The organism is Pseudomonas sp. AC136 (genome assembly GCF_979258585.1).
Map to the genome: position 1 here is coordinate 1,893,218 of NZ_OZ409865.1, position 25,869 is coordinate 1,919,086.

The window sequence follows — 25,869 nt, forward strand, 5'->3', positions numbered from 1 at the left end:
ACGCGCAGTAAACGCGCCGAATACGCCGACCTCTGCGGGCCAGTCGGTTACGCGAACATCCTAGTCCGCCACAAATAACGCCATCGCCTCGACATGCGCCGTCTGCGGAAACATATCGAGGATTGCGGCACGTTTTAGCCGGTAACCCTGTTGCACCAATACCGCCGCGTCACGGGCCAGCGTGGCGGGGTTGCAAGACACATACAGCACGCGCTTGGCACCCAATTTCGCCATGCCCTCAACGGCCTGCAATGCGCCGTCGCGCGGGGGGTCCAGCAGTACTGCAGAAAAACCTTGAGCGGCCCAGGGGGCGCCGGCAAGCGAGTTCGACAAGTCGGCCTGATAAAAGTGCGCGTTGCTCAGACCATTGGCCAAGGCATTGCCCGCCGCCCTCTCCACCATCACTTGCACGCCTTCCACCGCGACCACTTCCTGCGCCTGACGAGCCAGCGGCAAACTGAAATTGCCCAGGCCGCAAAACAAATCCAGCACCCGTTCGTGGGCTTGCGGTGCTAACCAGTCTAGCGCCTGGGCAATCATTGCCTCGTTAACCGGCGCGTTCACCTGCACAAAATCTCCGGGGCGATAGGCTAGCTGCAAATCCCACTGCGCTAACCGGTACCCCAGTGCCAACGTGGTATCCAAAGGTTGCGGGTCGCCGGCGCCGTGTAGCCAAAGCTGCGCGTCATGCTCGGCGCAGAACGCTTGCAGCACTGCTACGTCGGCCTCTGGCAACGGCGCGGTATGACGCACCAAAACGGCGCTGGCCGTGCCGCTGAACAATTCGACGTGGCCCAGCGCCTGCGGCTTGGACAACCCGCGCAACACCTGCGGTAACACCTGCACGATGGTCTGCAAGGGCTGTACCAGCACCAGGCATTCGCTGATGGCGATGATGTCTTGGCTGGCGGCGGCGCGAAAACCTACGTCCAGGCGCTTGGCTTTGACGTCCCAACGCACGGCGATACGCGCACGGCGGCGGTAGCCGAACTCCGGGCCAACCAGCGGCGGCGCCCACTCTTCGGGCTGCACCCCGGCGATACGGCTGAATTGCTCGGTCAACTGTTGTTGCTTCAGCAGCAACTGTTGCTCATGGGGCATGTGTTGCAGGCTGCAGCCCCCGCATACCCGCGCATGCCGGCACGGCTCCGCACGGCGTGACGGGGCGGCCACCAGAATACGTTCGGCGCGGGCATCAACGATTTGGCTGCGCGCGGCCAGCACCCGCGCTTCCACCTGCTCACCCGGCAAGGCGCCCGCGACGAACCAGGTGCGGTTCTCGAAAAAGCTGATGCCACGGCCGTCATTGGCCAGGCGCTCAATCTCCAAACGCTGCTTTTTGCCGACCGGAATTTGCACGGCGCGTGTGCCGCCGCTGGGTTGAAAGCGCAGCCCCGTGGGTTTCTTAGCCATTAGCGTGGGTCATCGTAGACGCCGGTGGACAGGTAACGGTCGCCGCGGTCGCAGATGATCGCGACGATGGTGGCGTTCTCCACTTCTTGCGACAAACGCAACGCCGCCGCCACCGAACCGCCCGACGACACGCCGCAGAAAATGCCTTCTTCACGCGCCAGGCGGCGCATGGTGTCTTCGGCTTCGCGCTGGAGCATGTCAATGATGCGGTCAACGCGTTCGGCTTGGTAAATCTTCGGCAAATACTCTTGCGGCCAACGGCGGATGCCCGGAATGGCGGAGCCTTCCATGGGTTGCAGACCGACAATCTGAATGGCCGGGTTTTGTTCTTTCAAATAGCGCGAGGTGCCCATGATGGTGCCGGTGGTGCCCATGGAGCTGACGAAATGGGTAATGGTGCCCTGGGTCTGCTGCCAAATTTCCGGGCCGGTGCCGGTGTAGTGCGCAATCGGGTTGTCGCCGTTGGCGAACTGATCCAGCACGATGCCTTTGCCTTCGGCTTGCATACGTTCGGCCAGGTCTCGGGCGCCTTCCATGCCGTCTTCCTTGCTGACAATGATCAGCTCGGCGCCGTAAGCGGTCATGGCCGCTTTGCGCTCGGCGCTCATGTTGTCCGGCATGATCAGAATCATGCGGTAGCCCTTGATCGCCGCGACCATGGCCAGGGCGATGCCGGTGTTGCCGGAGGTCGCTTCGATCAGCGTATCGCCGGGCTTCACCGCACCACTGAGCTCAGCGCGGGTAATCATCGACAAGGCCGGACGGTCTTTTACCGAACCGGCGGGGTTATTGCCTTCCAACTTCACCAATAACGTATTGCTGGTGTTGCCCGGCAGGCGCTGCAAGCGCACCAGTGGGGTGTTGCCGACGGTGTCGGCGATCGTTGGGTAGGTAACAGGGGTAGTCATGAAAGCGGTCCGATCCGTTCCAGCGGGGGCGACATGATAGCGAGAAATTGCCTGCGCAACCTCCTGATCGTCCGCGAAAGGTCGCTTGGGCGTGTGCGCCTTTCGGTAGGCAAACACCCCGTGCATCCGCGCAGGCGCCGCCGCAAGCGACGGGAGTTTGAGTAAAATTCAAACGTTACGAACAAAGCCCAGACGCTACACTGCGGGACGGGGCTTGGAGCCAGTATTTTCAGCGAGGGCGGTGTGTTCAAGGATCTCAGTATCAAGGGCCGCGTGCTGCTGCTCACTCTACTTCCCACCAGTTTGTTGGCATTGGTGTTGGGCGGCTATTTCACCTGGATGCAATTGTCTGACCTACAGGCGCAGTTGCTCCAACGTGGACAAATGACCATCGAGCAGTTGGCGCCGATTGCCGCGCCGGCCTTGGCGCGCTGCGATGCGGCCCTGCTGGAGCGCATCGCTAACGAGGTGCTTGAGCAACCTGACGTGCGTTCGGTGCACTTCCTGGGCGAAGACCATTCGCGCCTGGCCAACGCCGGCCCGAGCATGCTCAACCCGATGCCCGACGGCGATAACCGCGTGCTGCAGCTGCGCAGCGGCAATGACGCCACGCGCTTTCTGCTGCCGGTATTCGGCCGCCATCGCAGCTTGTCGGGCGACCCGGTGGCTGACGATCCGGACCGTTTGCTCGGCTGGGTCGAGCTGGAGCTTTCCCACCACGGCACCTTGCTGCGTGGCTACCGCAGTTTGTTCGCCAGCCTGTTGTTAATCATCACCGGCCTGGGCGTCACGGCGCTGCTGGCGGTGCAGATGAGCCGCTCGATCAACGACCCGCTGCGACGCATCAAACAAGGCGTAGCGCTGTTAAAAGAAGGCCGCCTGGAAACGCGCTTGCCGCCGCTGGGCAGTCACGAGATGGACGAGTTGGCCTCGGGCATCAATCGCATGGCCGAAACCCTGCAGAACGCCCAGGAAGAACTGCAACACAGCATCGACCAGGCCACCGAAGACGTGCGCCAGAACCTGGAAACCATCGAAATCCAGAACATCGAACTCGACTTCGCGCGCAAAGAGGCGCTGGAAGCCAGCCGCATCAAATCCGAGTTTTTGGCCAACATGAGCCACGAAATTCGCACCCCGCTCAACGGCATTCTCGGCTTTACCAACCTGCTGCAAAAAAGCGAGCTAACGCCGCGCCAGCAAGACTATCTGGGCACCATCGAGAAGTCCGCCGACAGCCTGTTAGGCATCATCAACGAAATTCTCGATTTCTCGAAAATCGAGGCCGGCAAGCTGGTACTGGAGAACATCCCCTTTAACTTGCGCGACGTCCTGCAAGACGCCCTCACCATTCTGGCCCCGACCGCCCATGCCAAGGGACTGGAGCTGGTGAGCCTGGTCTATCGCGACACGCCAATCGCTCTGATCGGCGACCCGCAGCGACTCAAGCAGGTGCTCACAAACCTGGTGAGCAACGCCATCAAGTTCACCCGCGACGGCACCATCGCCATCCGCGCCATGGTTGAGGAAGACAGCGGCGAGCGGGCGCAGCTGCGCATCAGCGTGCAGGACACCGGCATCGGTTTATCGGATGAAGATCTGCGTGCGCTGTTCCAGGCATTCAGTCAGGCCGACAACTCGCTGTCGCGCCAAGCCGGCGGTACGGGTTTGGGCCTGGTGATTTCCAAACGACTGATCGAACAGATGGGCGGCGAGATTGGCGTGGCCAGCACACCAGGGGAAGGTTCGGAATTTTGGGTCAGCCTGACCTTACCCAAGGCGCGGGAAGATGCCGAAGATCAACCGCAAGCGCCGCTGCTGGGTCGCACCGTGGCCGTGGTTGAACAGCACTCGCTGGCGCGCCAAGCGCTGCAGCATCAACTGGAAGATTGCGGCCTGGTGGTGGTTCACCATCAACACCTGGACAGTCTGCTCAGCGCAGTGAGCACGCAGCAGTACACCGAAAGCGCCATCACCCTGGCGGTACTGGGCGTGACCACCCAAGACTTGCCGCCAGAGCAGTTGAGCCAACGGGTATGGGATCTGGAGCGCATCGGTTGCAAGAGCCTGGTGCTCTGCCCCACCACCGAACAGGCGCTGTATCACGAGTCGCTGCCCGACGCGCACAGCCAGCTGCAGGCCAAGCCCGCCTGCACGCGCAAAATGCAGCGCGCGCTGATTGAGCTGCTCGGCCCGCGCCATCAACCCAGCGAACCACCCGCGCCGGCCGCCACCAGCCGGCCGCCGAAGCTGCTGTGCGTGGACGACAACCCGGCCAACCTCAAGCTGGTGTACACCTTGCTCAGCGACATGGGCGCCGACGTCACCGCAGTGGACAGCGGTTACGCGGCGGTTGAGGTGGTCAAACACAAGACCTTCGACCTGATCTTCATGGACGTGCAAATGCCGGGCATGGACGGGCGCCAGGCCACCGAAGAAATCCGCCATTGGGAAGCCGAGCAGGAAGCCGTGCCCACGCCCATCATCGCCCTCACCGCTCACGCCCTGGCCAATGAAAAACGTGCGCTGCTGCAGGGCGGCATGGACGACTACCTGACCAAACCCATCAGCGAGCGGCAATTGGCGCAGGTGGTGCTGAAGTGGACGGGCTTGGGGTTGCGCAACCAGGGCAGCGAGCGTCCAACGGAAACGACGCCTCCCCACGCCGCGCCCCAGCAAAAGGTGCTCGACGAAGAGGAAGGCTTGCGCCTGGCCGCTGGCAAAGCTGACTTGGCGGCGGACATGCTGGCGATGCTGCTGGCCTCGCTGGAGGGCGACCGGGAAACCATTCGCCAGGCCCGTGACAGTGACGATCGCGGCGCGCTGATCGAACGTGTGCATCGCCTGCATGGCGCCACGCGTTACTGCGGCGTTCCGCAATTACGCGCCGTCTGCCAACGCACCGAAACGCTGCTCAAACAAGCTGACCCGGCGTACCGCGAGGCACTCGATGAACTGGACGCGGCAATGCTCCGCCTGGCGGAAACTGCACATGCCGTGTAACTCTCCCGCCCGCCGCAGCCCGGCGGCCGGCAAGGCCCGTGCTACCATGCCGCCCTTGTTTTTCTGACCGAATTGAACCTGCGCCATGGCCGAACACGACTTTCGCTACAACCTGCTCAACCCTGAACACACCCTGATCGAATGCCGTGCCCTGGTGCCCGGCCGCTACCAGGTCACCGGCAATGGCGGCTCGGTAAAAAGCGGCGACGTGCTGCTGGTAACCCTCAAAGGCAGCCGCGACTTGAGCATGCGCCTGAACGTCGACAAGGTTCGCCACCTGATCAACCCGACCGGCCAGTGGGTCGCCGTTGCGCAGGGGCCGGTGTTCACCGAATTGTCTATCCTCAACTGGCACGTGAAATGCGACAGCTGCGACAAACAGCTGGACTTTGAATTTGCCGTGGATGCGGCGCTTGGCAAGAAGGCCCATGCGCCGGCTGCCGAAGCCCGAATCGCCGAACTGCACTGGCAAAACCGCGACGGACGCCACCTGTGCCCGGCGTGCCAAACCAAGGACCAGCCGCAATAAGGACCCGTCATGAAAGCACCCCTCGCCCTCGGCGCGCTCGCCCTCAGCCTGCTCGGCTGCGCCAGCAGCACCCCGCAACTGCAACAGGACAGCGCCTATCAAGTGGAATGGATCGGTGAGCGTCCGCTGATCGACAACAGCCACCTGACCCTCACCCTGGGCGCCGACGGCCGCGCTTACGGCAGCGCCGGCTGCAACCATTGGTTTGCGGCATACAGCCTCAAGGGTCAGCAAATCAGCTTCAGCCAGGCCGGCAGCACCCGAAAAATGTGCGCCCCGGCCTTGATGGAGCAGGAACAACGCTTCCTGGATGCATTGAGTGCCGTAGAGCGTTGGGATATTTCGGCGATTGACCAGCTGCAGCTGTGGCCAGCGCAGGGGAAACCGATTCGGTTGTGGGCGGCGGAGTATTGAGGGTTGGGACGAGGATGAGGTGAATGTTTTACCGTCATCCTTATTGGCTCCCCGTCATCTTCGCGAAGGCGGCGGTGGGACGATCTGGGATTCAGTATGTTTTAGGTACCGGTGCTCGACGGACGACTCTGGATCCCCGCGTTCGCGAGGATGACGGTGCGTGTTGTATAAGCACCGTACGGCTTGAGCGCGACGATGACCATCTGCTGGAACCCCCACCGTCATCCTCGCGAATACGGCGGTCCGACGATTCGGGATCCAGTATCTTTCAAGTAACGGTGCTCGCCTGGCGACTCTGGATCCCCGCGTTCGCGAGGATGACGGTGCGTGTTGTATAAGCGCCGTACGGCTTGAGCGCGAGGATGACCATCTGCTGGAACCCCCACCGTCATCCTCGCGAAGGCGGGGATCCAGTATGTTTCAGGTAACGGTGCTCGCCAGGCGAATCCGGATTCCGAGTCCTCCAAGTAACGAGTCAATCAGCAAGCCCCCACTCACCGCTCAAACAACTCCAACTGCTCACTCACCCGCCGCAAATCAATCAACCGCACCCCCACCCCAATCAACCGCACCGGCTTCCCCCCGCGTTCAAACGCACTGCTGAGCAACTTCCGGTAACTGTCCAAATCCCGCCCGGCACCGGCCTGTTCCAACGTCGTCTGGGTAAAGTCGTGGAATTTCAATTTCACCAGCGGTTTGTCCGGTCGGTAGCTGTCGTCGAGGCGCTGCATGCGGCGGTCCAGCTCGTCCAGCAGCCCCGGCAAGCGCTCAAGGCAGGCTTCGAGATCGGGCAGATCCTTGTCGTAGGTGGTCTCGACACTCATGGTCTGGCGGCGGTGGTCTACCTGCACCTGACGCTCATCGATGCCGCGCGCAAGGTTCCACAGGCGCTCGCCGAAGCTGCCGAATTCGCGCGCCAGCTCCACCTTGCTCCACTCGCGTAGCTGCGCGCAGGTTTCAATGCCAAGGCGCAGCATTTTGTCGGCAGTCACCTTGCCCACGCCGTGCAGTTTGCCCACCGGCAGCACCGCGACAAACCCTTCCACCTCGTCGGGGGTAATCACAAAAAGGCCGTTAGGTTTGCGCCAATCGCTGGCGATTTTGGCCAGGAACTTGTTTGGCGCGACGCCGGCCGACACGGTGATGTGCACCTGCATGGAAACACGGCGGCGAATGTCTTGTGCGATACGCGTGGCACTGCCGGCGAAGTGCGGACAATCGGAGACGTCCAGGTAGGCCTCGTCCAGCGACAGCGGTTCGATGATGTCGGTGTACTCGCGGAAGATCCCCTGAATCTCGCGGGACGCTTCCTTATAAACGTCCATACGCGGCCGCACGATCAGCAGGTCGGGGCACAGCTTTAGCGCATGGCGCGACGACATCGCCGAGCGAACGCCGTATGCGCGCGCTTCGTAGTTGCAGGTGGCGATCACCCCACGACGATCCGCCGAACCGCCCACGGCGATGGGCCTGTTGGCCAGACGCGGGTCGTCGCGCATCTCGATGGCTGCGTAAAAACAGTCACAATCCACGTGGATAATCTTGCGCACGAAAAGTCCGGTAAGCCCCGTCTGGCATGGGCTGGGAAGGCGCAGTGTAGCATCGCGGCTGCGCTAAGCATCTGAACAAACAACAGTTTTTCAAGATTAAAGGTTGACAGAGAAGACTTCGACTGTAGAATGTGCGGCGCGGGATGGAGCAGTCTGGTAGCTCGTCGGGCTCATAACCCGAAGGTCGTCGGTTCAAATCCGGCTCCCGCAACCAGACAAACAAAGGGCCACTTATCACTAAGTGGCCCTTTTTTGTTGCCTGGCGTTTTTGTTGGCGCATAACTCTTTGATAAAAAAGAAATTAACGGTTGACACGAACGCCTCGAACTGTAGAATTGCCGGCGCGGGATGGAGCAGTCTGGTAGCTCGTCGGGCTCATAACCCGAAGGTCGTCGGTTCAAATCCGGCTCCCGCAACCAAACATTTAAAGGCCACTTGGAAACAAGTGGCCTTTTGTGTTTCTGGCGTTTGGAAAACCCTGCCTTGCCTGCCCCGCCGTCATCAGGCGCCGGTTTCTTCTATATAGAAAGGAGGGTTGCCGTCGGCCGTGAACCTCGCCCGCCTGCTCCCCTTCGAAACAAGCGCCGATGGAAGTGCAAACCGGTTGCTCCGCGCCGCCACGCAGCTGATCATTGCCGGGCTCGTTCGCCATAGGGAGTCATGCATGCTTTATCCAGGACCGCACTGCGCTTCGCGACACACCTGCGCCGCCCCATTCTGTCTCGCTCGCCTATCGGCCACCCATTGCACTGTTGAGGTGCCGCATGCGCGCTAACCCTCCTGACGCGCAACACCCGCCAGCGTCCGACGTTCACCCCTCGCGCTTGCAGTGGATGGAGCGCCTGAGCACGTACCGCCAGCCCATCGGCCTGGCCGTCACGTTGCTGCTGTTCACCATTGCGCTGATCGCCTGCCGCCATTTGGTCAACGACCTGGATCCCGATTCCCTGCGCGAGTCGGTGCTGCATGTTCCCACCAGCGCCTTGCTCGGCGCGCTGGCGGCCACCGCCGTGGGTTTTGTCATTCTGCTCGGCTACGAATGGTCCGCCAGCCGCTTCGCCAATGTGAACCTGCCGCTGCCCGCGCTGGCGTTTGGTGGTTTCAACGCCTTTGCCATTGGCAACGCGGTGGGCCTGTCGATGCTGTCCGGCGGTTCGGTGCGCTACCGCCTGTACGCGCGTCATGGCCTTGGCCCTGGCGAAGTCGCGCGCATGACGCTGTTCGCCAGCTTGTCGCTGGGTTGCGCCCTGCCCGTACTCGCCGCGCTTGCCACCCTCAGCGACCTGCCCGCCGCCGCCAGCGCCCTGCGCCTGCCGGCTAGTGTATTGGCTGCAATTGCCGTGGCCATTCTGCTGGGCTGTGGCGCACTGCTAATGGCGATCAAGCGCCGTCGCCTGCCTGAACAACCCTTCCCCCATAACGTGCTGATTCAGCTCGGGCGCCGCACCCTGCGCTTGCCGGGCTGGCGATTGGCGGCGTTGCAGCTAGTGATCACCGCACTGGACGTGGCCGCAGCCGCCACCGTGTTGTACCTGCTGTTGCCCGAGGCACCGCCCTTCGGCGCGTTCTTGCTTATTTACTTGTTGGCCCTGGCCGCCGGCGTACTCAGCCACGTTCCAGGCGGCGTCGGCGTGTTCGAGGCAGTGTTGCTGGCCGCCTTTGCCGACCAACTTGGCAGCGCGCCGCTGGCCGCCGCGCTGCTGCTGTATCGCTTGATTTATGTGGTGCTGCCGCTGTTGGTGGCGTGCCTGTTGTTGCTGTGCAACGAGGCCTACCGGCTGATCGTCAAGCATCAGGCCGTGCGCGTCGCCTCGGGCCTGGCCGCGCCGGTGTTGGCGTTGCTGGTGTTTATCTCCGGCATGGTGCTGCTATTTTCCGGCGCAACGCCGGCCATCGACTCACGCATCGAAGACCTCGGCTTTCTGATTCCCCACCGCCTGATCGACGCCTCGCACTTGGGCGCCAGCCTGATCGGCGTGCTCTGCCTGCTGCTCGCTCAAGGCTTGCGTCGACGCCTGTCGGCAGCCTGGGTGCTGACCATGGTGTTGTTGCTGGTTGGTGCCTTGCTGTCGCTGATGAAAGGCTTCGATTGGGAAGAAGCCAGCCTGCTGATTCTCACTGCCAGCCTGCTCGCCGTGTTCCGCCGGTCGTTCTACCGCCCGAGCCGCTTGTTGGAGTTGCCGTTTTCCTCGGTCTACCTGGTGGCCGCCCTGTGCGTGCTTGGCGCCTCGATCTGGCTGATGTTCTTCGCCTACCAGGACGTGCCGTACAACCATGAGCTGTGGTGGCAGTTCGCGCTCGACGCCGGCGCCCCGCGTGCGCTGCGCTCGGCATTGGGCAGCGCCTTACTATTGGTGATCGTGGTGCTGACCTGGCTGCTGCGTACCGAGCCACCGGAAATTCGCCTGCCTGACGAAGCCGAATTGGACAATGCGGCCCGCATCCTTCGCGCCTCCGACCAACCCGATGGCGGCCTGGCCCTGACCGGCGATAAAGCGCTGCTGTTCCACAAAGACAACGACGCGTTCCTGATGTACGCCCGCCGTGGCCGCAGCATGATCGCGCTGTACGACCCCATCGGCCCGGCGCAACAGCGCGCTGAGTTGATCTGGCAATTCCGCGACCTGTGCGACCTGCACCATGCGCGCCCCGTGTTCTACCAAGTGCGTGCCGAGAACCTGCCGTTCTACATGGACATCGGCCTGACCGCCCTGAAGCTCGGCGAAGAAGCGCGCGTCGATCTGCCAGCCTTTGATCTCGAAGCCAAAGGCAAAGAGATGAAAGACCTGCGCTACACCTGGAACCGTGGCGGGCGCGACGGTCTGTCGCTGGAAATCTTCGAAGCCGGCGCCGCGCCGATGGACGAGCTGCAAGCCATTTCTGCAGCGTGGGTGGAAGGCAAGAATGTGCGCGAGAAAGGCTTCTCCCTGGGCCGTTTTACCGAGTCATACCTCAAGCACTTCCGCATCGCGGTGATTCGCTTCGAGGGCCGCGCGGTGGCATTCGCCAACCTGCTGGAAACCCACAGCACGGAACTGGCCAGCCTGGATCTGATGCGCGCGCACCCCGAGGCGCCGAAGCTGACCATGGAGTTTCTGATGCTGGGCCTGATCCTGCATTACAAGCAGGCCGGCTACAGCCGCTTCAGCCTGGGCATGGTGCCGCTGTCGGGTCTGCAACCACGGCGCGGCGCACCGCTGACGCAACGCTTGGGCGCCATGGTGTTCCGCCGTGGCGAGCAGTTGTATAACTTCCAGGGCCTGCGCCGCTTCAAAGACAAATTCCAGCCCGACTGGGAGCCGCGCTACATGGCCGTACCGGCCGGCCTCGACCCGCTGGTGGCATTGGCCGACACCGCTGCGCTGATTGCCGGCGGTTTAACAGGATTGGTGAAACGCTGATGACTCGACGCTACTGGCGACCGCTGTTGGTCGCACTGCTGATAACCGCGGTGGCCGTCGCCGCGCTGTTGTACAAAAGTCGCGGCGGCGCGCCGACGGTGGAGCATCTGCAATTGAGCGACGGCAGCGCATTGTCGAAGGCAGTGCCAGCCACGGCAGCCAAGGCCCAGGTGGCAATCGGCGTGCCGCCCGACATGCAGTTGACCGACGCACAACTGCTGGCCCTGAGCCGCGACAGCCAGGCGCAAGTGGTGCAGTTCACCCTTGAGGGTAGCGACTGCGCGGTGCAACAGAAACGCCTTGAAGAAAGCCTGGCCCAACTGAGCGGCCCCGCGACGCTGGTGGCCGGCATCGGCCCGGGCGCCACCCTGGCGTGGAACTGGCTGGCCGGGCAGACCAGCGATCAGGCCAAAGCCTTGTCGGTGGATTTCTCCATCGAAAAACCCGCCTGTCCGCAACCGCCAAAAGCGCCCCACGGCCGCTGGGTGGCTGCCTGGAACGACAATCCGGACGACCCGAGCGCCGCCTTCGCCCGCGAGCAAAGCAACGGCGTCACCAGCATCAGCGACTACGACACCACGCTGCCGCAAGTGCTCGACAAAGAGCTGCGCAACCTGCTGCAAGGTGAAAGCGATGCCATGCCGGTGGTGGAAGTGCCAGCGGTGGATAGCGACAAAGCCTCCGATACCGTCAGCCTGTTCTACTCGGGCGATGGCGGCTGGCGCGACCTGGACCGCGACGTGGCCGAAGAAATGGCCAAGCGCAATTACCCGGTCGTGGGCGTTGATGCCCTGCGCTACTACTGGCAGCACAAAAGCCCGGAACAAAGCGCCGCCGACCTGGCCAAGCTGATGAAGCTGTACCGGGAGAAATGGGGTGCGAAGAACTTCGTGCTGATCGGCTATTCGTTCGGCGCCGACGTGCTGCCCGCCATCTACAACCGCCTGCCAGCCGCGCAGCAGCAACAAGTGCGGGCTATTCAACTGATCGCCCTGGCGCGCAGCGGCAGCTTTGAAATTGAAGTGCAAGGTTGGCTCGGCACGGCGGGCAAAGAAGCCGCCACCGGCCCGGAAGTGGCGAAGCTGCCGGCCGCGAAAGTGCTGTGCGTATATGGCAAAGACGAAGCGAATGAAAGTGGCTGCACCGAAAGCACCACCGTCGGTGAGCGACTGGAATTGCCCGGCGGCCACCATTTCGACGAGGACTACCCGGCCCTCGCCGCACGCCTGATCAAAGACATCGAAAAGCGCCCCGCGCCGTAATCTTCGGTTTTTCGTTTTGCCGGCTTCACAGACAGACGCCGGCAAAATGCTAAGGTCTCCTTTCAGCCCGCCGCAGAGCGGGCTTTTTGTCGAAAAGGAAAAACCTGATGAGCTGGAAAAACACCGAAGCGCGCTACGGCACTGCGAATATCACGCTGCACTGGCTGATGGTCATTCTGTTGGCGGCGGTCTACGCCTGCATCGAACTGCGCGGGATCTTTCCCAAAGACAGCGTGGAACGCGACCTGATGAAGCAGTTTCACTTCATGCTCGGCCTGAGCGTGTTCCTGCTGGTGTGGCTGCGCTTGCTGCTGCGCCTAATCAGCCCTACCCCACTGATCGCGCCGGCGCCGCCGACCTGGCAAATGCTCGCCGCCAAGCTCGTGCACGCGGCACTTTATCTGTTCATGATCGGGCTGCCCTTCGCGGGCTGGCTGATTCTCAGCGCGGCCGGCAAGCCGGTGCCGTTCTTCGGGCTTGAGCTGCCGCCGCTGGTGGACAAGAACCCGGACCTGGCCAAGCAGATCAAGGAGTGGCACGAGTTAGGCGGTTCGGTGGGGTATTGGCTGATTGGCCTGCACGCCGTGGCTGGGCTGGCGCATCACTACGTGATTCGCGATAACACGCTGCGGCGCATGTTGCCGAGCCGGCGCTGAAAACGACGTGGGCTTCCCCCATCAGCCCAACCTACAAAACCGTAGGTTGGGCTGACAAAGGAAGCCCAACGTCTTTTACACGAGGTTAAATCTCGACCTGCGTCCCCAGCTCGATCACTCGATTAAGCGGCAGGTTGAAGAAGCGCAAGTTGCCGTTGGCGTTCTTTAGCAGAAAGGCAAACAGCATTTCCCGCCACCGCGCCATGCCCACCAACTTGGTGGAAATAATGGTTTCGCGACTCAGGAAGTACGTGGTGCGCATCGGGCTGAAGTCCAGCCCTTCGAGGTGACACAGGCCCAGCGCGGCCGGCACATCGGTTTCGTCCATGAACCCAAAGTGCAGCACCACGCGGTAGAAGCCTTCGCCGAAGGCGTCCACCTCAAAGCGGCGCTCGTTGGGTACGCGCGGCTCGTCTTCGTTCATCACCGTCAGCAGCACCACCGTTCCGTGCAGCACCTGGTTGTGCAGCAGGTTATGCAACAGCGCGTGCGGTACCGCGTCGGCGCGGGCGGTGAGGAACACGGCGGTGCCCTGCACGCGATGCGGCGGTTGCACGCGGATACTGCTGATAAACAGCGGCAGCGGAATGGCACTCTCGTCGAGGCGATCCACCAGCAGTTGGCGGCCACGCTTCCACGTGGTCATCAGAATAAACAGCGCGCTACCAGCAACCACCGGGAAGGCGCCGCCTTGCAGGACCTTGGGCAGGTTGGCGGCGAAGAACAGGCTATCGACCAGGAAGAAGGCCAGCAGCATCGGCACCGACACCCATGGCGACCAGCGCCACAGCAGCAGCACCACCGCCGACACCAGCAATGTGTCGATCAACATGGTGCCCGTCACCGCCACGCCATACGCAGCGGCGAGAGCGCTGGACGATTCGAAGCCCAGCACCAGCAACACCACGCCCACCATCAGCGTCCAGTTCACCGCGCCAATGTAAATCTGGCCCTGCTCGTGGCTAGAGGTGTGCTGAATAAACATGCGCGGCACGTAGCCCAATTGAATGGCTTGACGCGTCAGGGAGAAGGCCCCGGAAATCACCGCCTGCGAGGCAATGATGGTGGCGAAGGTCGACAGCAGAATCATCGGCAACAGCGCCCAGCTCGGCGCCAGCAAATAGAACGGATTGCGCGCCGCTTCCGGGTTTTGCAACAGCAAGGCGCCCTGCCCGAAATAGTTCAGCGCCAAGCCCGGCAGCACCAGCACAAACCAGGCGCGGGCAATCGGCTTGCGGCCAAAGTGGCCCATGTCGGCATACAGCGCTTCGGCGCCCGTCAGCGACAGCACCACCGCACCGAGAATGGTGATGCCGATGCCGGGGTGGGAAATAAAGAAGTTAACCGCCCAATACGGGTTCAGTGCATGCAGCACTTCGGGGCTCTGCATGATGCCGTAGATGCCCAGCACGCTGAGCGCACTGAACCAGGTGAGCATCACCGGGCCGAACAGAATGCCGATGCGCGCGGTGCCGTGCTTTTGAATCAGAAACAACGCCACCAGCACCACCAGCGACAACGGCACGACCCAATGGTCGATGCCGTCGAACGCCAGTTCCAAGCCTTCCACCGCCGAGAGCACCGAGATGGCCGGCGTGATCATGCTGTCGCCGTAGAACAGCGCCGCGCCAAACAGGCCGAGCAGTACCAGCACGTTGCGCAGTTTCGGATAATCGTTGGCCGCGCGACGGGCCAATGCGGTAAGGGCCATGACGCCGCCCTCGCCCTGATTGTCGGCGCGCAGCATAAAGAGCACGTACTTGAGCGACACCACCCAGAACAGCGACCAGAAGATCAGCGACAAAATGCCAAGCACGCCGTCGTGGTTGGCCTGCACGCCATAGTGCGGGCTGAACACTTCTTTAAGGGTGTACAGCGGGCTGGTACCGATATCGCCAAACACCACACCGACGGCGGCGACCATCAGGCTGACGGTCGAGGACTTACCGGGCGCGGACTGCGCTTTGGACATGCACTAAGCTCCTGAGTGAATCGTGTGCACCTGAAACTGGGCGGCTTTATACCTGAAACTCCGCGTCCAGAGCACCTGTTTACGCTGGCTGAGCCGGCAAACCCGAACAAACGAACGCAGCTTTTCTATAAATGAACGACCGTTGCCCCGAGCAATTCAAGCGCGTCTGCCCGCGCAGCGCCCGCCCAGAGCATAGCTGAGGCCTCACCTGCCGGATGGAGGCTGGTCAAGCGGGTGGCCTGCCGCTAGAATTGCGCACTTTTTGACCAGAGGCGCCCAAAGCGCCCGTCCAAACGCCTGAGGTTAGTCATGTCCACCGTCGCCACGCCGAAAGTCGGCTTCGTATCCCTGGGTTGCCCCAAGGCACTCGTCGATTCCGAACGCATCCTCACCCAGTTGCGCATGGAAGGCTACGAAGTCGTGGCGACCTATCAGGACGCCGACGTGGTGGTGGTCAACACCTGCGGTTTCATCGACACCGCGAAAGCTGAATCGTTGGAAGTGATCGGCGAAGCCATCGCCGAAAACGGCAAAGTGATCGTCACCGGCTGCATGGGCGTGGAAGAAAGCGCCATCCGCAACGTGCACCCCAGCGTATTGGCCGTTACCGGTCCGCAGCAGTACGAACAAGTGGTCAACGCCGTGCACGACGCGGTGCCGCCCCGTAAAGACCACAACCCGCTTATCGACCTGGTGCCGCCGCAAGGCATCAAGCTCACCCCGCGCCACTATGCCTACCTGAAGATTTCCGAAGGCTGTAACCACAGCTGCAGCTTCTGCATCATTCCGTCGATGCGCGGCAAGCTGGTCAGCCGTCCGGTGGGCGAGGTGCTGAGCGAGGCTGAGCGTCTGGTTAAAGCGGGGGTCAAAGAGCTGCTGGTGATTTCGCAAGACACCAGCGCCTACGGCGTCGACGTGAAGTACAAAACCGACTTCTGGAACGGCCAGCCGGTGAAAACCCGCATGCTCGAGCTGTGCCAGGCACTCAGCACATTGGGCGTGTGGGTGCGCTTGCACTACGTGTACCCGTACCCGAACGTCGACGACGTTATTCCGCTGATGGCGGCGGGCAAAATCCTGCCGTACCTGGACATCCCGTTCCAGCACGCCAGCCCGAAAATTCTCAAAGCTATGAAGCGCCCGGCGTTCGAAGACCGCACCCTGGCCCGCATCAAAAGCTGGCGCGAGCAGTGCCCGGAACTGATTATTCGCTCCACCTTTATCGTCGGCTTCCCCGGCGAAACCGAAGAAGACTTCCAGTACCTGCTCAACTGGCTGACCGAAGCCCAGCTCGACCGCGTCGGCTGCTTCCAGTACTCGCCCGTTGAAGGCGCTCCGGCCAACTTGCTGGATGCGCAAGTCGTGCCGGACGACGTCAAGCAATCGCGCTGGGACCGTTTCATGGAACACCAGCAAGCCATCAGCGCCGCCCGCCTGCAGCTGAAAATTGGCAAAGAGATTGAAGTGCTGATCGATGAAGTGGACGAGCAAGGCGCCATCGGCCGCAGCTTCTTCGACGCCCCGGAAATTGACGGCCGCGTGTATGTGGACAGCGACCAGGACCTCAAGCCCGGCGACAAAGTGATGTGCCGCGTCACCGACGCCGACGAGTACGACCTCTGGGCCGAAACCCTGTAAACAAAAAGCCCCGCCGATGCGGGGCTTTTTCTTGGCCGCTCGCCACCTCGTTCCCGCAGGAGCGAGTGTGCTCGCGAAGCGGTCGCGCAGGCGAACACCGTTTACAGGGTTCGCCAGCAAGCTGGCTCCTACTACGCAAGCCCATGTCTCCCGCCGCTGCCATTGCGTAGCTGCAAGGCAGCGCATTGCAGGCCAGCGACTAAACTCGGTAACTCCACGTTCCGAAGAACAGGAGGCCCTGTCATGCAGAAAATCGGTCCTTGCCTGTGGTTCGACACCCAGGCCGAAGAAGCGGCGAACTTCTATGTGTCGGTGTTTCGCAATTCGCGAATCATCGAAACCAACTACTTTCTCGAAGGCGCGCCCAAGCCGGCAGGTTCGGTGATGACCGTGCGTTTCAGCCTCGACGGGGAAGAATTCATTGCCTTGAACGGCGGCCCGGAGTTTCAGTTTTCACCCGCGGTATCGTTTGTTGCCAATTGCGCTGACCAGTTCGAAGTCGACCGCCTGTGGGCCGCGCTGCTCGACGGCGGTCAGGAAGTGCAGTGCGGCTGGCTCACGGACAAATACGGAGTTTCCTGGCAAGTGGTGCCCACGGCGATTTACGACATGCTCAACAGCCCCGACAAGGCGGCCGCGCAGCGAGCCTTCAGCGCCATGCTGGGCATGATCAAACTGGACGTCGCCACGCTGCGCAAAGCCTACGCAGGCAGCTAAGGTTAAGCAGGCCGCCCGAGCCAATCAGGCGGGCCTTACTCAGCCCAGGCGGGTACAATGCCCGCCCACTTCTTTACGGCCCTCGTCATGACAGACCCCATTCGCCTTTCCAAACGCCTGATCGAAGTGATCGGCTGCTCGCGCCGCGAGGCCGAACTGTATATCGAGGGCGGCTGGGTGACGGTGGATGGCGAAGTCGTCGACGAGCCGCAATTCAAGGTCGGCGAGCAAACCGTCGCCCTGCTGCCGGACGCCGTGCTGACGGCGCCGGAGCCGGTCACCATTCTGTTCAACCAACTGCCGGACCTGGACATCGACGCCGCCCACGCGCTGATAAGCCCCGGCACCCTGTCGGCCGAACACCGCTTCGGCACCCGCCCGCTCAAGGGCCACTTCCTGCGCCTGAACAGCAGCGCCCCGTTGCAGAAAAACGCGTCGGGCCTGCTGGTGTTTACCCAGGATTGGAAGATTCTGCGCAAGCTCACCGACGACCTGGCCAAGATCGAGCAGGAGTACGTGGTGGAAGTCAGCGGCGAAATGATCGAGCACGGCTTGAGCCGCCTCAACCAGGGCCGCACCCACAAAGGCCAGGTGCTGCCACCGGTTAAAGCCAGCTGGCAGAGCGAAACGCGCCTGCGCTTTGCGTTGAAGAATCCGGCGCCGGGCCTGGTTGCCGCACTTTGCGCCAGCGTTGGCCTGACGCCGACCAGTATCAAGCGCATCCGCATCGGCGGCGTGTCGATGGGCAAGCTGCCTGCCGGGCAGTGGCGCTACTTGGCCAAAACCGAAAAATTCTAAGGCCGCCGCGCCGCCCTTCCCTTTTCAGGACCGCTTCCATGATTAATAACGACGTACTGCGCAGCGTGCGCTACATGCTCGACCTCAGCGACGCGAAGGTGGTGCAGGTCATCAAACTGTCCGGCCTGGACGTGGACCTCGATACCCTTCGCGCCTACCTGAAAAAGGATGAAGAAGAGGGCTACCTGGAGTGTGACGACGACGTGCTCGCGTATTTCCTCGACGGCCTGATCGTGCACCTGCGCGGCAAAGATGACAGCCGCCCGGCGCAGCCCATCGAACTGCCGGTCACCAATAACATGGTGCTGAAGAAACTGCGTGTCGCCTTCGAGCTTAAAGAAGAAGACCTGCACGAGATTTTGCAGAGCGTGGATTTCCCCGTGAGCAAGCCGGAACTCAGCGCCTTGTTCCGCAAGTTCGGCCATAGCAACTACCGCACCTGTGGCGACCAGTTGCTGCGCAATTTCCTCAAAGGCTTGACCCAGCGCGTGCGCGACAAATAACCAACTGTGGGAGCGGCTTCAGCCGCGATGCGTTAGCCATGAAACGCATCGCGACTGAAGCCGCTCCCACACGAACAGCGTTCTGCATAACCTCGCATTCTCAGCGGCAATAGTTCCTGCGCAATCGCGCCCCGCGCATTAGGGTAGTTGCACAACAACCCTAAAAGAGCGCTCCCCATGCATTCCTACTTTTCCCTGCAAGGCCGCACCGCGTTGGTGACCGGCGGCACCCGTGGTATTGGCAAGATGATCGCCAAAGCGTTCGTTGAAGCCGGCGCCCGCGTGTATGTATGCGCCCGCGATGGCGAAGCCTGCGCCGCCACGGCCGCCGAATTGTCGGCCTTTGGCGAGTGCCATGGCATCGCCGCCAACCTCGCCCACGAGGAAGGTGTGGTTGCCTTGGCCGAGCAGCTGAGCGGGCAAATCGACAAGCTCGACATTCTGGTCAACAACGCCGGCACCACCTGGGGCGCGCCGCTGGAAACCTATCCGGTGAAGGGTTTTGAAAAGGTCATGCAGTTGAACGTGACCTCAGTGTTCTTGTGCATCCAGAAACTCCTGCCTCTGCTGCGCAAAGCCGGCAACAGCGAGAGCCCGGCGCGGGTCATCAACATCGGCTCGGTGGCGGGCATCACCTCTTACGGCGAAGAGGCTTATGCCTATGGCCCGAGCAAGGCGGCGCTGCATCATTTGTCGCGCTCGCTGGCGCGGGACCTGGTGAGCCAGCACATCAACGTCAACGTCATCGCCCCCGGCCGTTTCCCGAGCAAGATGACCAGCCATATCGCCAACGATGAAGAAGCGCTGGCTGAAGACACCGCGATCATTCCGATGAAGCGTTGGGGACGTGAAGAGGAAATGGGCGCGTTGGCGATTGCGTTGGCGAGCAAGGCCGGCGCGTATATGACCGGCGCAGTAGTTCCCATCGACGGCGGTTTTGCGATGTAGACCGTAACGCTCTTCCGGTCGTCGACCATACGGCGTTGAAACCTCGTTTTGAATGCTCACGTACTGCAGTACGCTGCGCTTCAAAACGAGGTTTCGCCTTGTCTGGTCTTAGCCCGAAAGAGCGTGATTCAAGAGCCGAACAGCAGTTAGCCAACTCAAGAGCTTTTTCTAAACGTCAGATGTGACAGGTATGATTGGCCCGGTTTTTCAACCGGGCTTTTTTATGTCTTATTCGGTCTCCCCCATCGGCGTGGTGCGCTCCTGCTTCAAGGAGAAGTTCGCCATTCCCCGCCAGCCGAAACTGGCCCCCGCCGCGCGCGGGGTGCTGGAATTGCTTCCGCCGTTCGACAGCGGCGAGGCCGTGGCGGGCTTGGAGCAAGTCAGTCATGTGTGGCTGCTCTTTCTCTTTCACCAGGCGCTAGAAGACAAACCGCGCCTGAAAGTGCGCCCGCCGCGCCTGGGGGGGAATCAATCGATGGGCGTATTCGCCACGCGCGCCACGCACCGACCCAACGGCATTGGTCAGTCGGTGGTGAAACTTGAAAAGGTTGAGGCCGGCAAGCTCTGGCTGTCCGGCATCGACCTGCTCGACGGCACGCCAGTGCTGGATATCAAACCCTACGTGCCTTACGCCGACGCGGTGACCGGCGCGTTCAACCACATGGCCGCTGGCGCGCCGACGCTGATAGATGTGGTGTGGAGCGATGCAGCCCTGGTTCAGGCGCTGGAGCACGGCCAGCGGTTGCAGCAGCCGGTGCGTGAGTTGATCGAACAATGCCTGGCGCAAGACCCGAGGCCTGCGTATCAGCAGCCTGAGCCCAGCCGTATTTACGGCACGCAATTTTGGGATGTTCAGGTGCGCTGGCATTACCCGACGCCGGAGCAGATTTGTGTGGTTGAGGTGGTTGCAGCGTAACCGCCGCATCGCTCTTTTGCGATCTCAGCATCACGCCTATCGAGATTGAGCGAGCTAGAGCAGTGCAAGGCAAAAATGTTTTTTAAAGCGCAGTTGGCTGTAGCCAATGAGCATTTAAAAAACATTTTTAACGCCGCAATGCCGACGCGCAGCCGATCGGTCATTGATGAAAAACCCGTTTTTCCAAGCCATAAAAAAACCCGCCATATAGGCGGGCTTTTTATTCTTCGCGATTACTTCTCCACGAATGCACGCTCGATCAGATAATCACCCGGCTCGCCCATGCGAGCCGAAATCTTCAGACCAAAGCCATCCAGCACTTCGCTGGTCTCGTCCAACATGCTTGGGCTGCCGCAGATCATGGCGCGGTCGTCCTGCGGGTTGATCGGTGGCAGCCCGATGTCGGTGAACAGCTTGCCGCTGCGCATCAGGTCGGTGAGGCGGCCCATGTTCTCGAACGGCTCGCGAGTCACGGTGGGGTAGTAGATCAGCTTTTCTTTCAGCGCTTCACCGAAGAATTCGTTCTTCGGCAGATGCTCGGTGATGAACTCGCGGTAGGCGACTTCGTTCACGTAGCGCACGCCGTGAATCAGGATGACCTTCTCGAAACGCTCGTAGGTTTCGGGGTCTTGAATCACGCTCATGAACGGCGCCAGCCCGGTGCCGGTGCTGAGCAGGTAGAGGTGTTTGCCTGGCAGCAAATCGTCCAGCACCAGGGTGCCGGTGGGTTTGCGGCTGACCATCAGCTCGTCGCCGACTTTCAGGTGTTGCAGTTGGGACGTCAGCGGACCATCCGGAACCTTGATGCTGAAGAACTCCAGGTGCTCTTCATAGTTCGGGCTGGCAATTGAGTAAGCTCGCATCAGCGGGCGACCGTTTTCCTGTTGCAGGCCGATCATTACGAACTGGCCGTTTTCAAAACGCAGGCCCGGGTTGCGGGTGGTTTTGAAGCTGAACAGGGTGTCGTTCCAGTGGTGGACGCTGAGCACACGCTCGACGTTCAAGTTGCTCATGCTTGCTTCCTCGATGAATCGCGCTCACCCGACCGACGGGTGCCAATGCGCGGCATTTTAAGGGCGACAACCATATCTGTTAAGTGGATTATTAAGATATAGGTTATCGGTTATATAGATATGCGATTCACACTCCGCCAACTTCAGGTTTTCGTCGCCGTCGCCCAACAGGAAAGCGTCTCGCGGGCGGCTGAGTCACTGGCGCTGTCGCAGTCTGCGGCAAGCACTGCGGTCACCGAACTGGAGCGCCAGTCGGCCTGCCAATTGTTCGACCGCGCGGGCAAACGCCTGTCGCTCAACGCCTTAGGTCATCAGCTATTGCCGCAGGCGGTTGCGCTGCTCGATCAAGCCAAAGAGATCGAGCGCATGCTCAACGGTCAGGGCGGTTTCAGCTCGTTATCCGTCGGCGCCACGCTGACGGTCGGTAATTACCTCGCCACCTTGCTGATCGGCAGTTTCATGCAGCAGCACCCCGAATGCCGCGTGAAGTTGCATGTGCAAAATACGGCGCACGTTGTACAGCAGGTGGCGCATTACGAAATTGATTTGGGCTTGATTGAAGGCGACTGCCAGCACCCGGACATCGAAGTGCAGCCCTGGGTAGAAGACGAGTTGGTGGTGTTTTGCGCGCCGCAGCATCCGTTGGCCGCCAACGGCCGCGCTTCGCTATTGGAGCTTACGCAGGAGGCCTGGATTCTTCGCGAACAAGGCTCCGGCACACGCCTGACCTTCGACCAAGCCATGCGCCACCACCCCACGGCGCTGAATATTCGTTTGGAGTTGGAACACACCGAAGCGATCAAACGAGCCGTCGAGTCGGGCCTGGGCATCGGCTGTATTTCCCGCCTGGCCCTGCGCGATGCGTTTCGCCGGGGAAGTCTGGTGCCAGTGGAAACTCCCGAGCTGGACCTAACGCGGCAGTTCTATTTCATCTGGCACAAGCAGAAGTACCAGACCAGCGCCATGCGTGAGTTTCTCGAACAGTGCCGCAAGCTGACCGCCGGGGTGCGGCGCAGTGATGAGATTGTGTTGCCCTCGATTGCTTGAAAAGCATCGCGGCTGAAGCCACTCCTACGAATCGCACAATCTGTGGGAGCGGCTTAAGCCGCGATGCTTTTTGCTTTCAACCCAGAAGAATTACCAACCAGACACTACCAATCAGGCTCAGCGCCACAAACTGCGCGGCGCTGCCCATATCTTTGGCATTTTTCGACAACGGATGCAGCTCCAGCGAAATACGGTCAATCGCCGCCTCCACTGCCGAGTTGAGCAATTCCACGATCAGCGCCACCAGGCACACGCCGATCATTAGGGCGCGCTCACCACGGCTGACGTCGAACCAGAACGCCAGCGGAATCAACACCGCATTGAGCAGTACCAACTGGCGAAACGCTGCTTCACCGGTGAAGGCGGCGCGCAGGCCGTCGAAGGAATAGCCGGTGGCGTTAAGAACACGTTTAAAGCCGGTCTGGCCTTTGAATGGCGACATGGGAAATACAACCAAAATTTGTGAGGCCGCAGGCTACGTCAAACGCGGTCAAAAATGCGTGAAAAACCAATGACCTGCTGACGCTTAGCTGGCGGGAATGGATTCCAGATGTTGCAACAGCAGCGCGGCTTGCGTGCGGGTGCGCACACCCAGCTTGCGGAAAATAGCGGTGACGTGGGCCTTGATGGTGGCCTCGGACACGTTGAGTTCATAGGCGATCTGCTTATTCAGCAAGCCGTCGCACACCATGGTCAACACGCGAAACTGCTGCGGTGTCAGGCTGGCCAGACCGGCGCTTACTGCCTTCGCTTCGGCAGACAGACCCGCGCTTTCTTCCGATTGCGGCGGCCACCAAACGTCGCCGTCGAGCACTTCGCGCACCGCTTGCTGAATGGTTTCTAGGGGGCTGGATTTGGGAATAAACCCGCTGGCGCCGAATTCACGGGCGCGGGCTACCACCGCTGCTTCTTCCTGTGCCGACACCATCACCACCGGCACCTGCGGATACTGTCCGCGCACCATCACCAAACCGGAAAAACCGTAGGCGCCGGGCATGTTCAGGTCGAGCAAGACCAGATCCCAATCCGACTTTTCCCCGAGTCGCGCTTCAAGCTCGGCGATGCTCGCCGCTTCGACCAGACGCACCTGCGGGCCGAGGCCCAAGGTGAGGGCCTGATGCAGCGCACTGCGAAATAGCGGGTGATCATCGGCAATCAGGATTTCGTAGTCGGCCATGGGCTGCTCTTGTTTTAAGGGGGCGCTTCTCGGTGTACGAAAGTACCGCCGCGCGGGGTGTGCAGCGCAGCGGCGGCGCCCAGCATGCCGAGCCAGAATGGGGTGGTCAAGCCTTTAGGTTTGCGGCACAGTTCGAGGCTTTTCCTGCCGAGACCGACCATGCGAAACCAAGCCCTGCGCGCCGACCTGTTAATGCTGACCACCGCGCTTATCTGGGGCAGCGCCTTCGTGGCGCAGCGCATGGGCATGGATTCCATCGGCCCATATTTATACTCCGGCCTGCGCTTCGCCTTGGGCACGCTGGTGTTGTTGCCAGTGGTGTACGTACTCAGCCGTGGCAACAAACAACCGTTCAATCGCGGCTTATTTATAGGCGGCGGATTGATGGGCCTGGTTTTGGCCCTGGGCATTAACTTGCAGCAGGTGGGCCTGCTGTTCACCAGCGTAACCAACGCCGGCTTTATCACCGGGTTGTACGTCATCATCGTGCCGCTGGTGGGCCTTTTCCTCGGCCATAAAACCGGCATCGGCACGTGGCTCGGTTGCATCCTGGCGGTGGTCGGCATGTTTCTGCTCAGCGTCGGCGAAGGTTTCCACGTGGCCTCCGGCGATTGGCTGCAACTGGCGGGCGCATTTGTGTGGGGCACGCACGTTTTGCTCGTGGGCTATTTTGCTGGCCGCTTCGACCCGATCCGCTTGGCGGCCATTCAGTTCGCCGTCTGCGCCGTCATCAGCCTGGGCCTCGCCGTCACGCTGGAAGATATTCAAATGACCGGCATCGTCGCTGCCGGGCCGTCGATTGTTTATGGCGGGCTTATTTCGGTTGGCATCGCTTACACCTTGCAGGTGATTGCGCAGAAGCACGCCATCGCCTCGCACGCGGCGATCATCTTTTCGCTAGAGGCGGTATTTGCCGCTGTGGCCGGGGCGGTGTTTCTCGATGAGTCGCTGCACCTGCGCGGGTATATCGGTTGCGCGCTGATGTTTGCCGGCATGCTGGTGGCGCAGCTGTGGCCGCGCAAGGTGGCGGAGGAAGTGGTTGAGGGGAAGGTGGTATAGGGCGTTTACATTCGAGACCGTCGCCCCCTCACCCCAGCCCTCTCCACGGAGGGGCGAGGGGGTCGAACGCGGATGCCTGGACTTACGCTATCAGTCCCCTCTCCTTGGGGAGAGGGCTAGGGTGAGGGGAAATCTCGGCACCCACGCGGTGGCACGGCGCTTACAAATACTCCCCCATCCGCCGATGCACCTCATCCTCCAAATCCACCGGCCGCTGAAACTTCGCCCCCAGATAATGGGCGGTAAACACATCCAGATATGCATCCAGTGCCGCCCCGGCACGCGGCTCGCCCGCCAGTTCCAAACACAGCGCTGCCACTTCCGACGTACACAAATGGTCGTCACGCTTGGACCGACGCAGGCGATAACGCGACAGCTGTTCGGGCTGCAAACTGAGCACCGGAAATTTGTCCAGGTACGGGCTCTTGCGAAACATCTTGCGGGCCTCGGTCCAGGTCGCGTCCAGCAAGATAAACAGAGGTCGCTTGCCCTCCTCCACCTTCACTTCAGTGACCACCCGCTCAGGCGCGACAAACTCACCGGGAAAGACCACGTACGGTTGCCATTGCGGGTCGTTGAGCAGCGCCGGAATTTCCGGCTCCACCGAGGTGCGAAACCAGCGGTAGGCGAACGTGTCGGTAACCAGGTCGGCGATCAGCCAGCCGGTGTTGGTCGGCTTCAACGGCTCGACGTCGTGCATCAGCAGAAACATACCGGCGTTGGTTGGCACCTTCGGCCGCAGCGCGCACAGGCAGTATTCCGGAATCACACGACAGCCCTCGCAACGCGGCGCTCGGGAACCACGCGCCGTAAACGGCTTGGTGCTGAGCTCCAGCCGCTCCAGGCGCAAACGCGAGACGGCGTGGCTCATTGCACGCGGTCCGCTCGGGAAGAAAAGGAGATCATCGACTGCATCCGACCAGCAAAAAAGAAGCCGGCGAGTCT

General features: G+C 61.4%; 22 protein-coding genes and 2 tRNA genes. 16 read left to right on the forward strand and 8 right to left on the reverse strand.

What is annotated here, in order from left to right; translation table 11 throughout:
* Window positions 1–60 precede the first annotated feature (60 nt).
* Complete coding sequence (rlmD, locus tag ACZZZU_RS08525; RefSeq protein WP_463550344.1) at window positions 61–1,413, reverse strand: 23S rRNA (uracil(1939)-C(5))-methyltransferase RlmD; 1,353 nt, start codon at window positions 1,411–1,413, stop codon at window positions 61–63.
* Window positions 1,413–2,321 (reverse strand): cysteine synthase CysM, encoded by a 909-nt coding sequence (gene cysM, locus ACZZZU_RS08530; RefSeq protein WP_463383588.1) that lies wholly within the window; start codon window positions 2,319–2,321, stop codon window positions 1,413–1,415. Before cysM ends, rlmD begins: the two co-directional genes overlap by 1 nt.
* A 243-nt stretch (window positions 2,322–2,564) precedes the next feature.
* Between cysM and ACZZZU_RS08535 the strand changes: the two genes are divergently transcribed.
* The 3 genes from ACZZZU_RS08535 to ACZZZU_RS08545 all read left to right on the forward strand — a co-directional run bounded on the left by ACZZZU_RS08535 (window position 2,565) and on the right by ACZZZU_RS08545 (window position 6,267).
* On the forward strand, window positions 2,565–5,324 hold the full coding sequence (locus ACZZZU_RS08535; protein WP_463550345.1) for a response regulator: 2,760 nt from the start codon (window positions 2,565–2,567) through the stop codon (window positions 5,322–5,324).
* An 85-nt stretch (window positions 5,325–5,409) separates the two neighbouring features.
* Window positions 5,410–5,853, forward strand: coding sequence for a hypothetical protein (locus tag ACZZZU_RS08540; RefSeq protein ID WP_122494033.1), 444 nt, complete (start codon window positions 5,410–5,412; stop codon window positions 5,851–5,853).
* 9 nt (window positions 5,854–5,862) lie between these two features.
* A complete protein-coding gene (locus ACZZZU_RS08545; protein WP_463550346.1) occupies window positions 5,863–6,267 on the forward strand; it encodes an META domain-containing protein in 405 nt (134 codons plus the stop codon).
* A 494-nt stretch (window positions 6,268–6,761) separates the two neighbouring features.
* On the opposite strand, the gene dinB is transcribed toward ACZZZU_RS08545, so the two are convergent.
* A complete protein-coding gene (gene dinB / locus ACZZZU_RS08550) occupies window positions 6,762–7,817 on the reverse strand; it encodes a DNA polymerase IV (protein ID WP_463550347.1) in 1,056 nt (351 codons plus the stop codon).
* Window positions 7,818–7,954: 137 nt separating this feature from the next.
* Here dinB and ACZZZU_RS08555 point away from each other — a divergent pair.
* The 5 genes from ACZZZU_RS08555 to ACZZZU_RS08575 all read left to right on the forward strand — a co-directional run bounded on the left by ACZZZU_RS08555 (window position 7,955) and on the right by ACZZZU_RS08575 (window position 13,136).
* Window positions 7,955–8,031 (forward strand) — tRNA-Met (locus tag ACZZZU_RS08555).
* 128 nt (window positions 8,032–8,159) lie between these two features.
* Window positions 8,160–8,236 (forward strand) — tRNA-Met (locus ACZZZU_RS08560).
* Between the two features lie 345 nt (window positions 8,237–8,581).
* Window positions 8,582–11,218, forward strand: coding sequence for a bifunctional lysylphosphatidylglycerol flippase/synthetase MprF (mprF, locus tag ACZZZU_RS08565; protein ID WP_463550348.1), 2,637 nt, complete (start codon window positions 8,582–8,584; stop codon window positions 11,216–11,218).
* A complete protein-coding gene (locus ACZZZU_RS08570) occupies window positions 11,218–12,480 on the forward strand; it encodes a virulence factor family protein (protein WP_463550349.1) in 1,263 nt (420 codons plus the stop codon). Before mprF ends, ACZZZU_RS08570 begins: the two co-directional genes overlap by 1 nt.
* A 107-nt stretch (window positions 12,481–12,587) precedes the next feature.
* A complete protein-coding gene (locus tag ACZZZU_RS08575) occupies window positions 12,588–13,136 on the forward strand; it encodes a cytochrome b (RefSeq protein ID WP_463550350.1) in 549 nt (182 codons plus the stop codon).
* Between the two features lie 85 nt (window positions 13,137–13,221).
* On the opposite strand, the gene ACZZZU_RS08580 is transcribed toward ACZZZU_RS08575, so the two are convergent.
* The gene (locus ACZZZU_RS08580) at window positions 13,222–15,108 is read right to left on the reverse strand and encodes a potassium transporter Kup (protein WP_463550351.1); all 1,887 of its coding nucleotides are present in this window, start codon (window positions 15,106–15,108) and stop codon (window positions 13,222–13,224) included.
* Between the two features lie 309 nt (window positions 15,109–15,417).
* On the opposite strand from ACZZZU_RS08580, the gene rimO reads away from it, so the two are divergent.
* The 6 genes from rimO to tsaA all read left to right on the forward strand — a co-directional run bounded on the left by rimO (window position 15,418) and on the right by tsaA (window position 20,628).
* Window positions 15,418–16,746 carry a 30S ribosomal protein S12 methylthiotransferase RimO gene (rimO, locus tag ACZZZU_RS08585; RefSeq protein WP_122494040.1) on the forward strand — a complete coding sequence of 443 codons (1,329 nt, stop codon included), beginning with the start codon at window positions 15,418–15,420 and terminating at the stop codon, window positions 16,744–16,746.
* 243 nt (window positions 16,747–16,989) lie between these two features.
* Window positions 16,990–17,463, forward strand: coding sequence for a VOC family protein (locus ACZZZU_RS08590; RefSeq protein WP_122494041.1), 474 nt, complete (start codon window positions 16,990–16,992; stop codon window positions 17,461–17,463).
* Window positions 17,464–17,550: 87 nt separating this feature from the next.
* Window positions 17,551–18,261: an rRNA pseudouridine synthase gene (locus ACZZZU_RS08595; RefSeq protein ID WP_122494747.1), complete on the forward strand. Its 711-nt coding sequence runs from the start codon at window positions 17,551–17,553 to the stop codon at window positions 18,259–18,261.
* A gap of 38 nt (window positions 18,262–18,299) precedes the next feature.
* Complete coding sequence (locus tag ACZZZU_RS08600) at window positions 18,300–18,764, forward strand: YehS family protein (RefSeq protein ID WP_463550352.1); 465 nt, start codon at window positions 18,300–18,302, stop codon at window positions 18,762–18,764.
* A gap of 177 nt (window positions 18,765–18,941) precedes the next feature.
* Window positions 18,942–19,712: an SDR family oxidoreductase gene (locus ACZZZU_RS08605; RefSeq protein ID WP_463539834.1), complete on the forward strand. Its 771-nt coding sequence runs from the start codon at window positions 18,942–18,944 to the stop codon at window positions 19,710–19,712.
* A 223-nt stretch (window positions 19,713–19,935) separates the two neighbouring features.
* Complete coding sequence (tsaA, locus tag ACZZZU_RS08610; protein WP_463550353.1) at window positions 19,936–20,628, forward strand: tRNA (N6-threonylcarbamoyladenosine(37)-N6)-methyltransferase TrmO; 693 nt, start codon at window positions 19,936–19,938, stop codon at window positions 20,626–20,628.
* 233 nt (window positions 20,629–20,861) lie between these two features.
* Here tsaA and fpr read toward each other — a convergent pair whose 3' ends face one another.
* Window positions 20,862–21,641, reverse strand: coding sequence for a ferredoxin-NADP reductase (gene fpr / locus ACZZZU_RS08615; RefSeq protein ID WP_122494044.1), 780 nt, complete (start codon window positions 21,639–21,641; stop codon window positions 20,862–20,864).
* A gap of 120 nt (window positions 21,642–21,761) precedes the next feature.
* On the opposite strand from fpr, the gene ACZZZU_RS08620 reads away from it, so the two are divergent.
* A complete protein-coding gene (locus ACZZZU_RS08620) occupies window positions 21,762–22,688 on the forward strand; it encodes a LysR family transcriptional regulator (protein WP_122494045.1) in 927 nt (308 codons plus the stop codon).
* 76 nt (window positions 22,689–22,764) lie between these two features.
* Here ACZZZU_RS08620 and ACZZZU_RS08625 read toward each other — a convergent pair whose 3' ends face one another.
* Complete coding sequence (locus tag ACZZZU_RS08625; RefSeq protein ID WP_463383598.1) at window positions 22,765–23,130, reverse strand: diacylglycerol kinase; 366 nt, start codon at window positions 23,128–23,130, stop codon at window positions 22,765–22,767.
* 84 nt (window positions 23,131–23,214) lie between these two features.
* Window positions 23,215–23,865, reverse strand: coding sequence for a response regulator transcription factor ErdR (erdR, locus tag ACZZZU_RS08630; RefSeq protein ID WP_122494047.1), 651 nt, complete (start codon window positions 23,863–23,865; stop codon window positions 23,215–23,217).
* 159 nt (window positions 23,866–24,024) lie between these two features.
* Here erdR and ACZZZU_RS08635 point away from each other — a divergent pair, with 159 nt between their 5' ends.
* Entirely contained in the window at window positions 24,025–24,924 is a 900-nt protein-coding gene (locus ACZZZU_RS08635) for a DMT family transporter (protein WP_463550354.1), read from the forward strand.
* A 160-nt stretch (window positions 24,925–25,084) separates the two neighbouring features.
* Here ACZZZU_RS08635 and ACZZZU_RS08640 read toward each other — a convergent pair whose 3' ends face one another.
* Complete coding sequence (locus tag ACZZZU_RS08640; protein WP_463550355.1) at window positions 25,085–25,795, reverse strand: tRNA-uridine aminocarboxypropyltransferase; 711 nt, start codon at window positions 25,793–25,795, stop codon at window positions 25,085–25,087.
* Window positions 25,796–25,869: the final 74 nt, after the last annotated feature.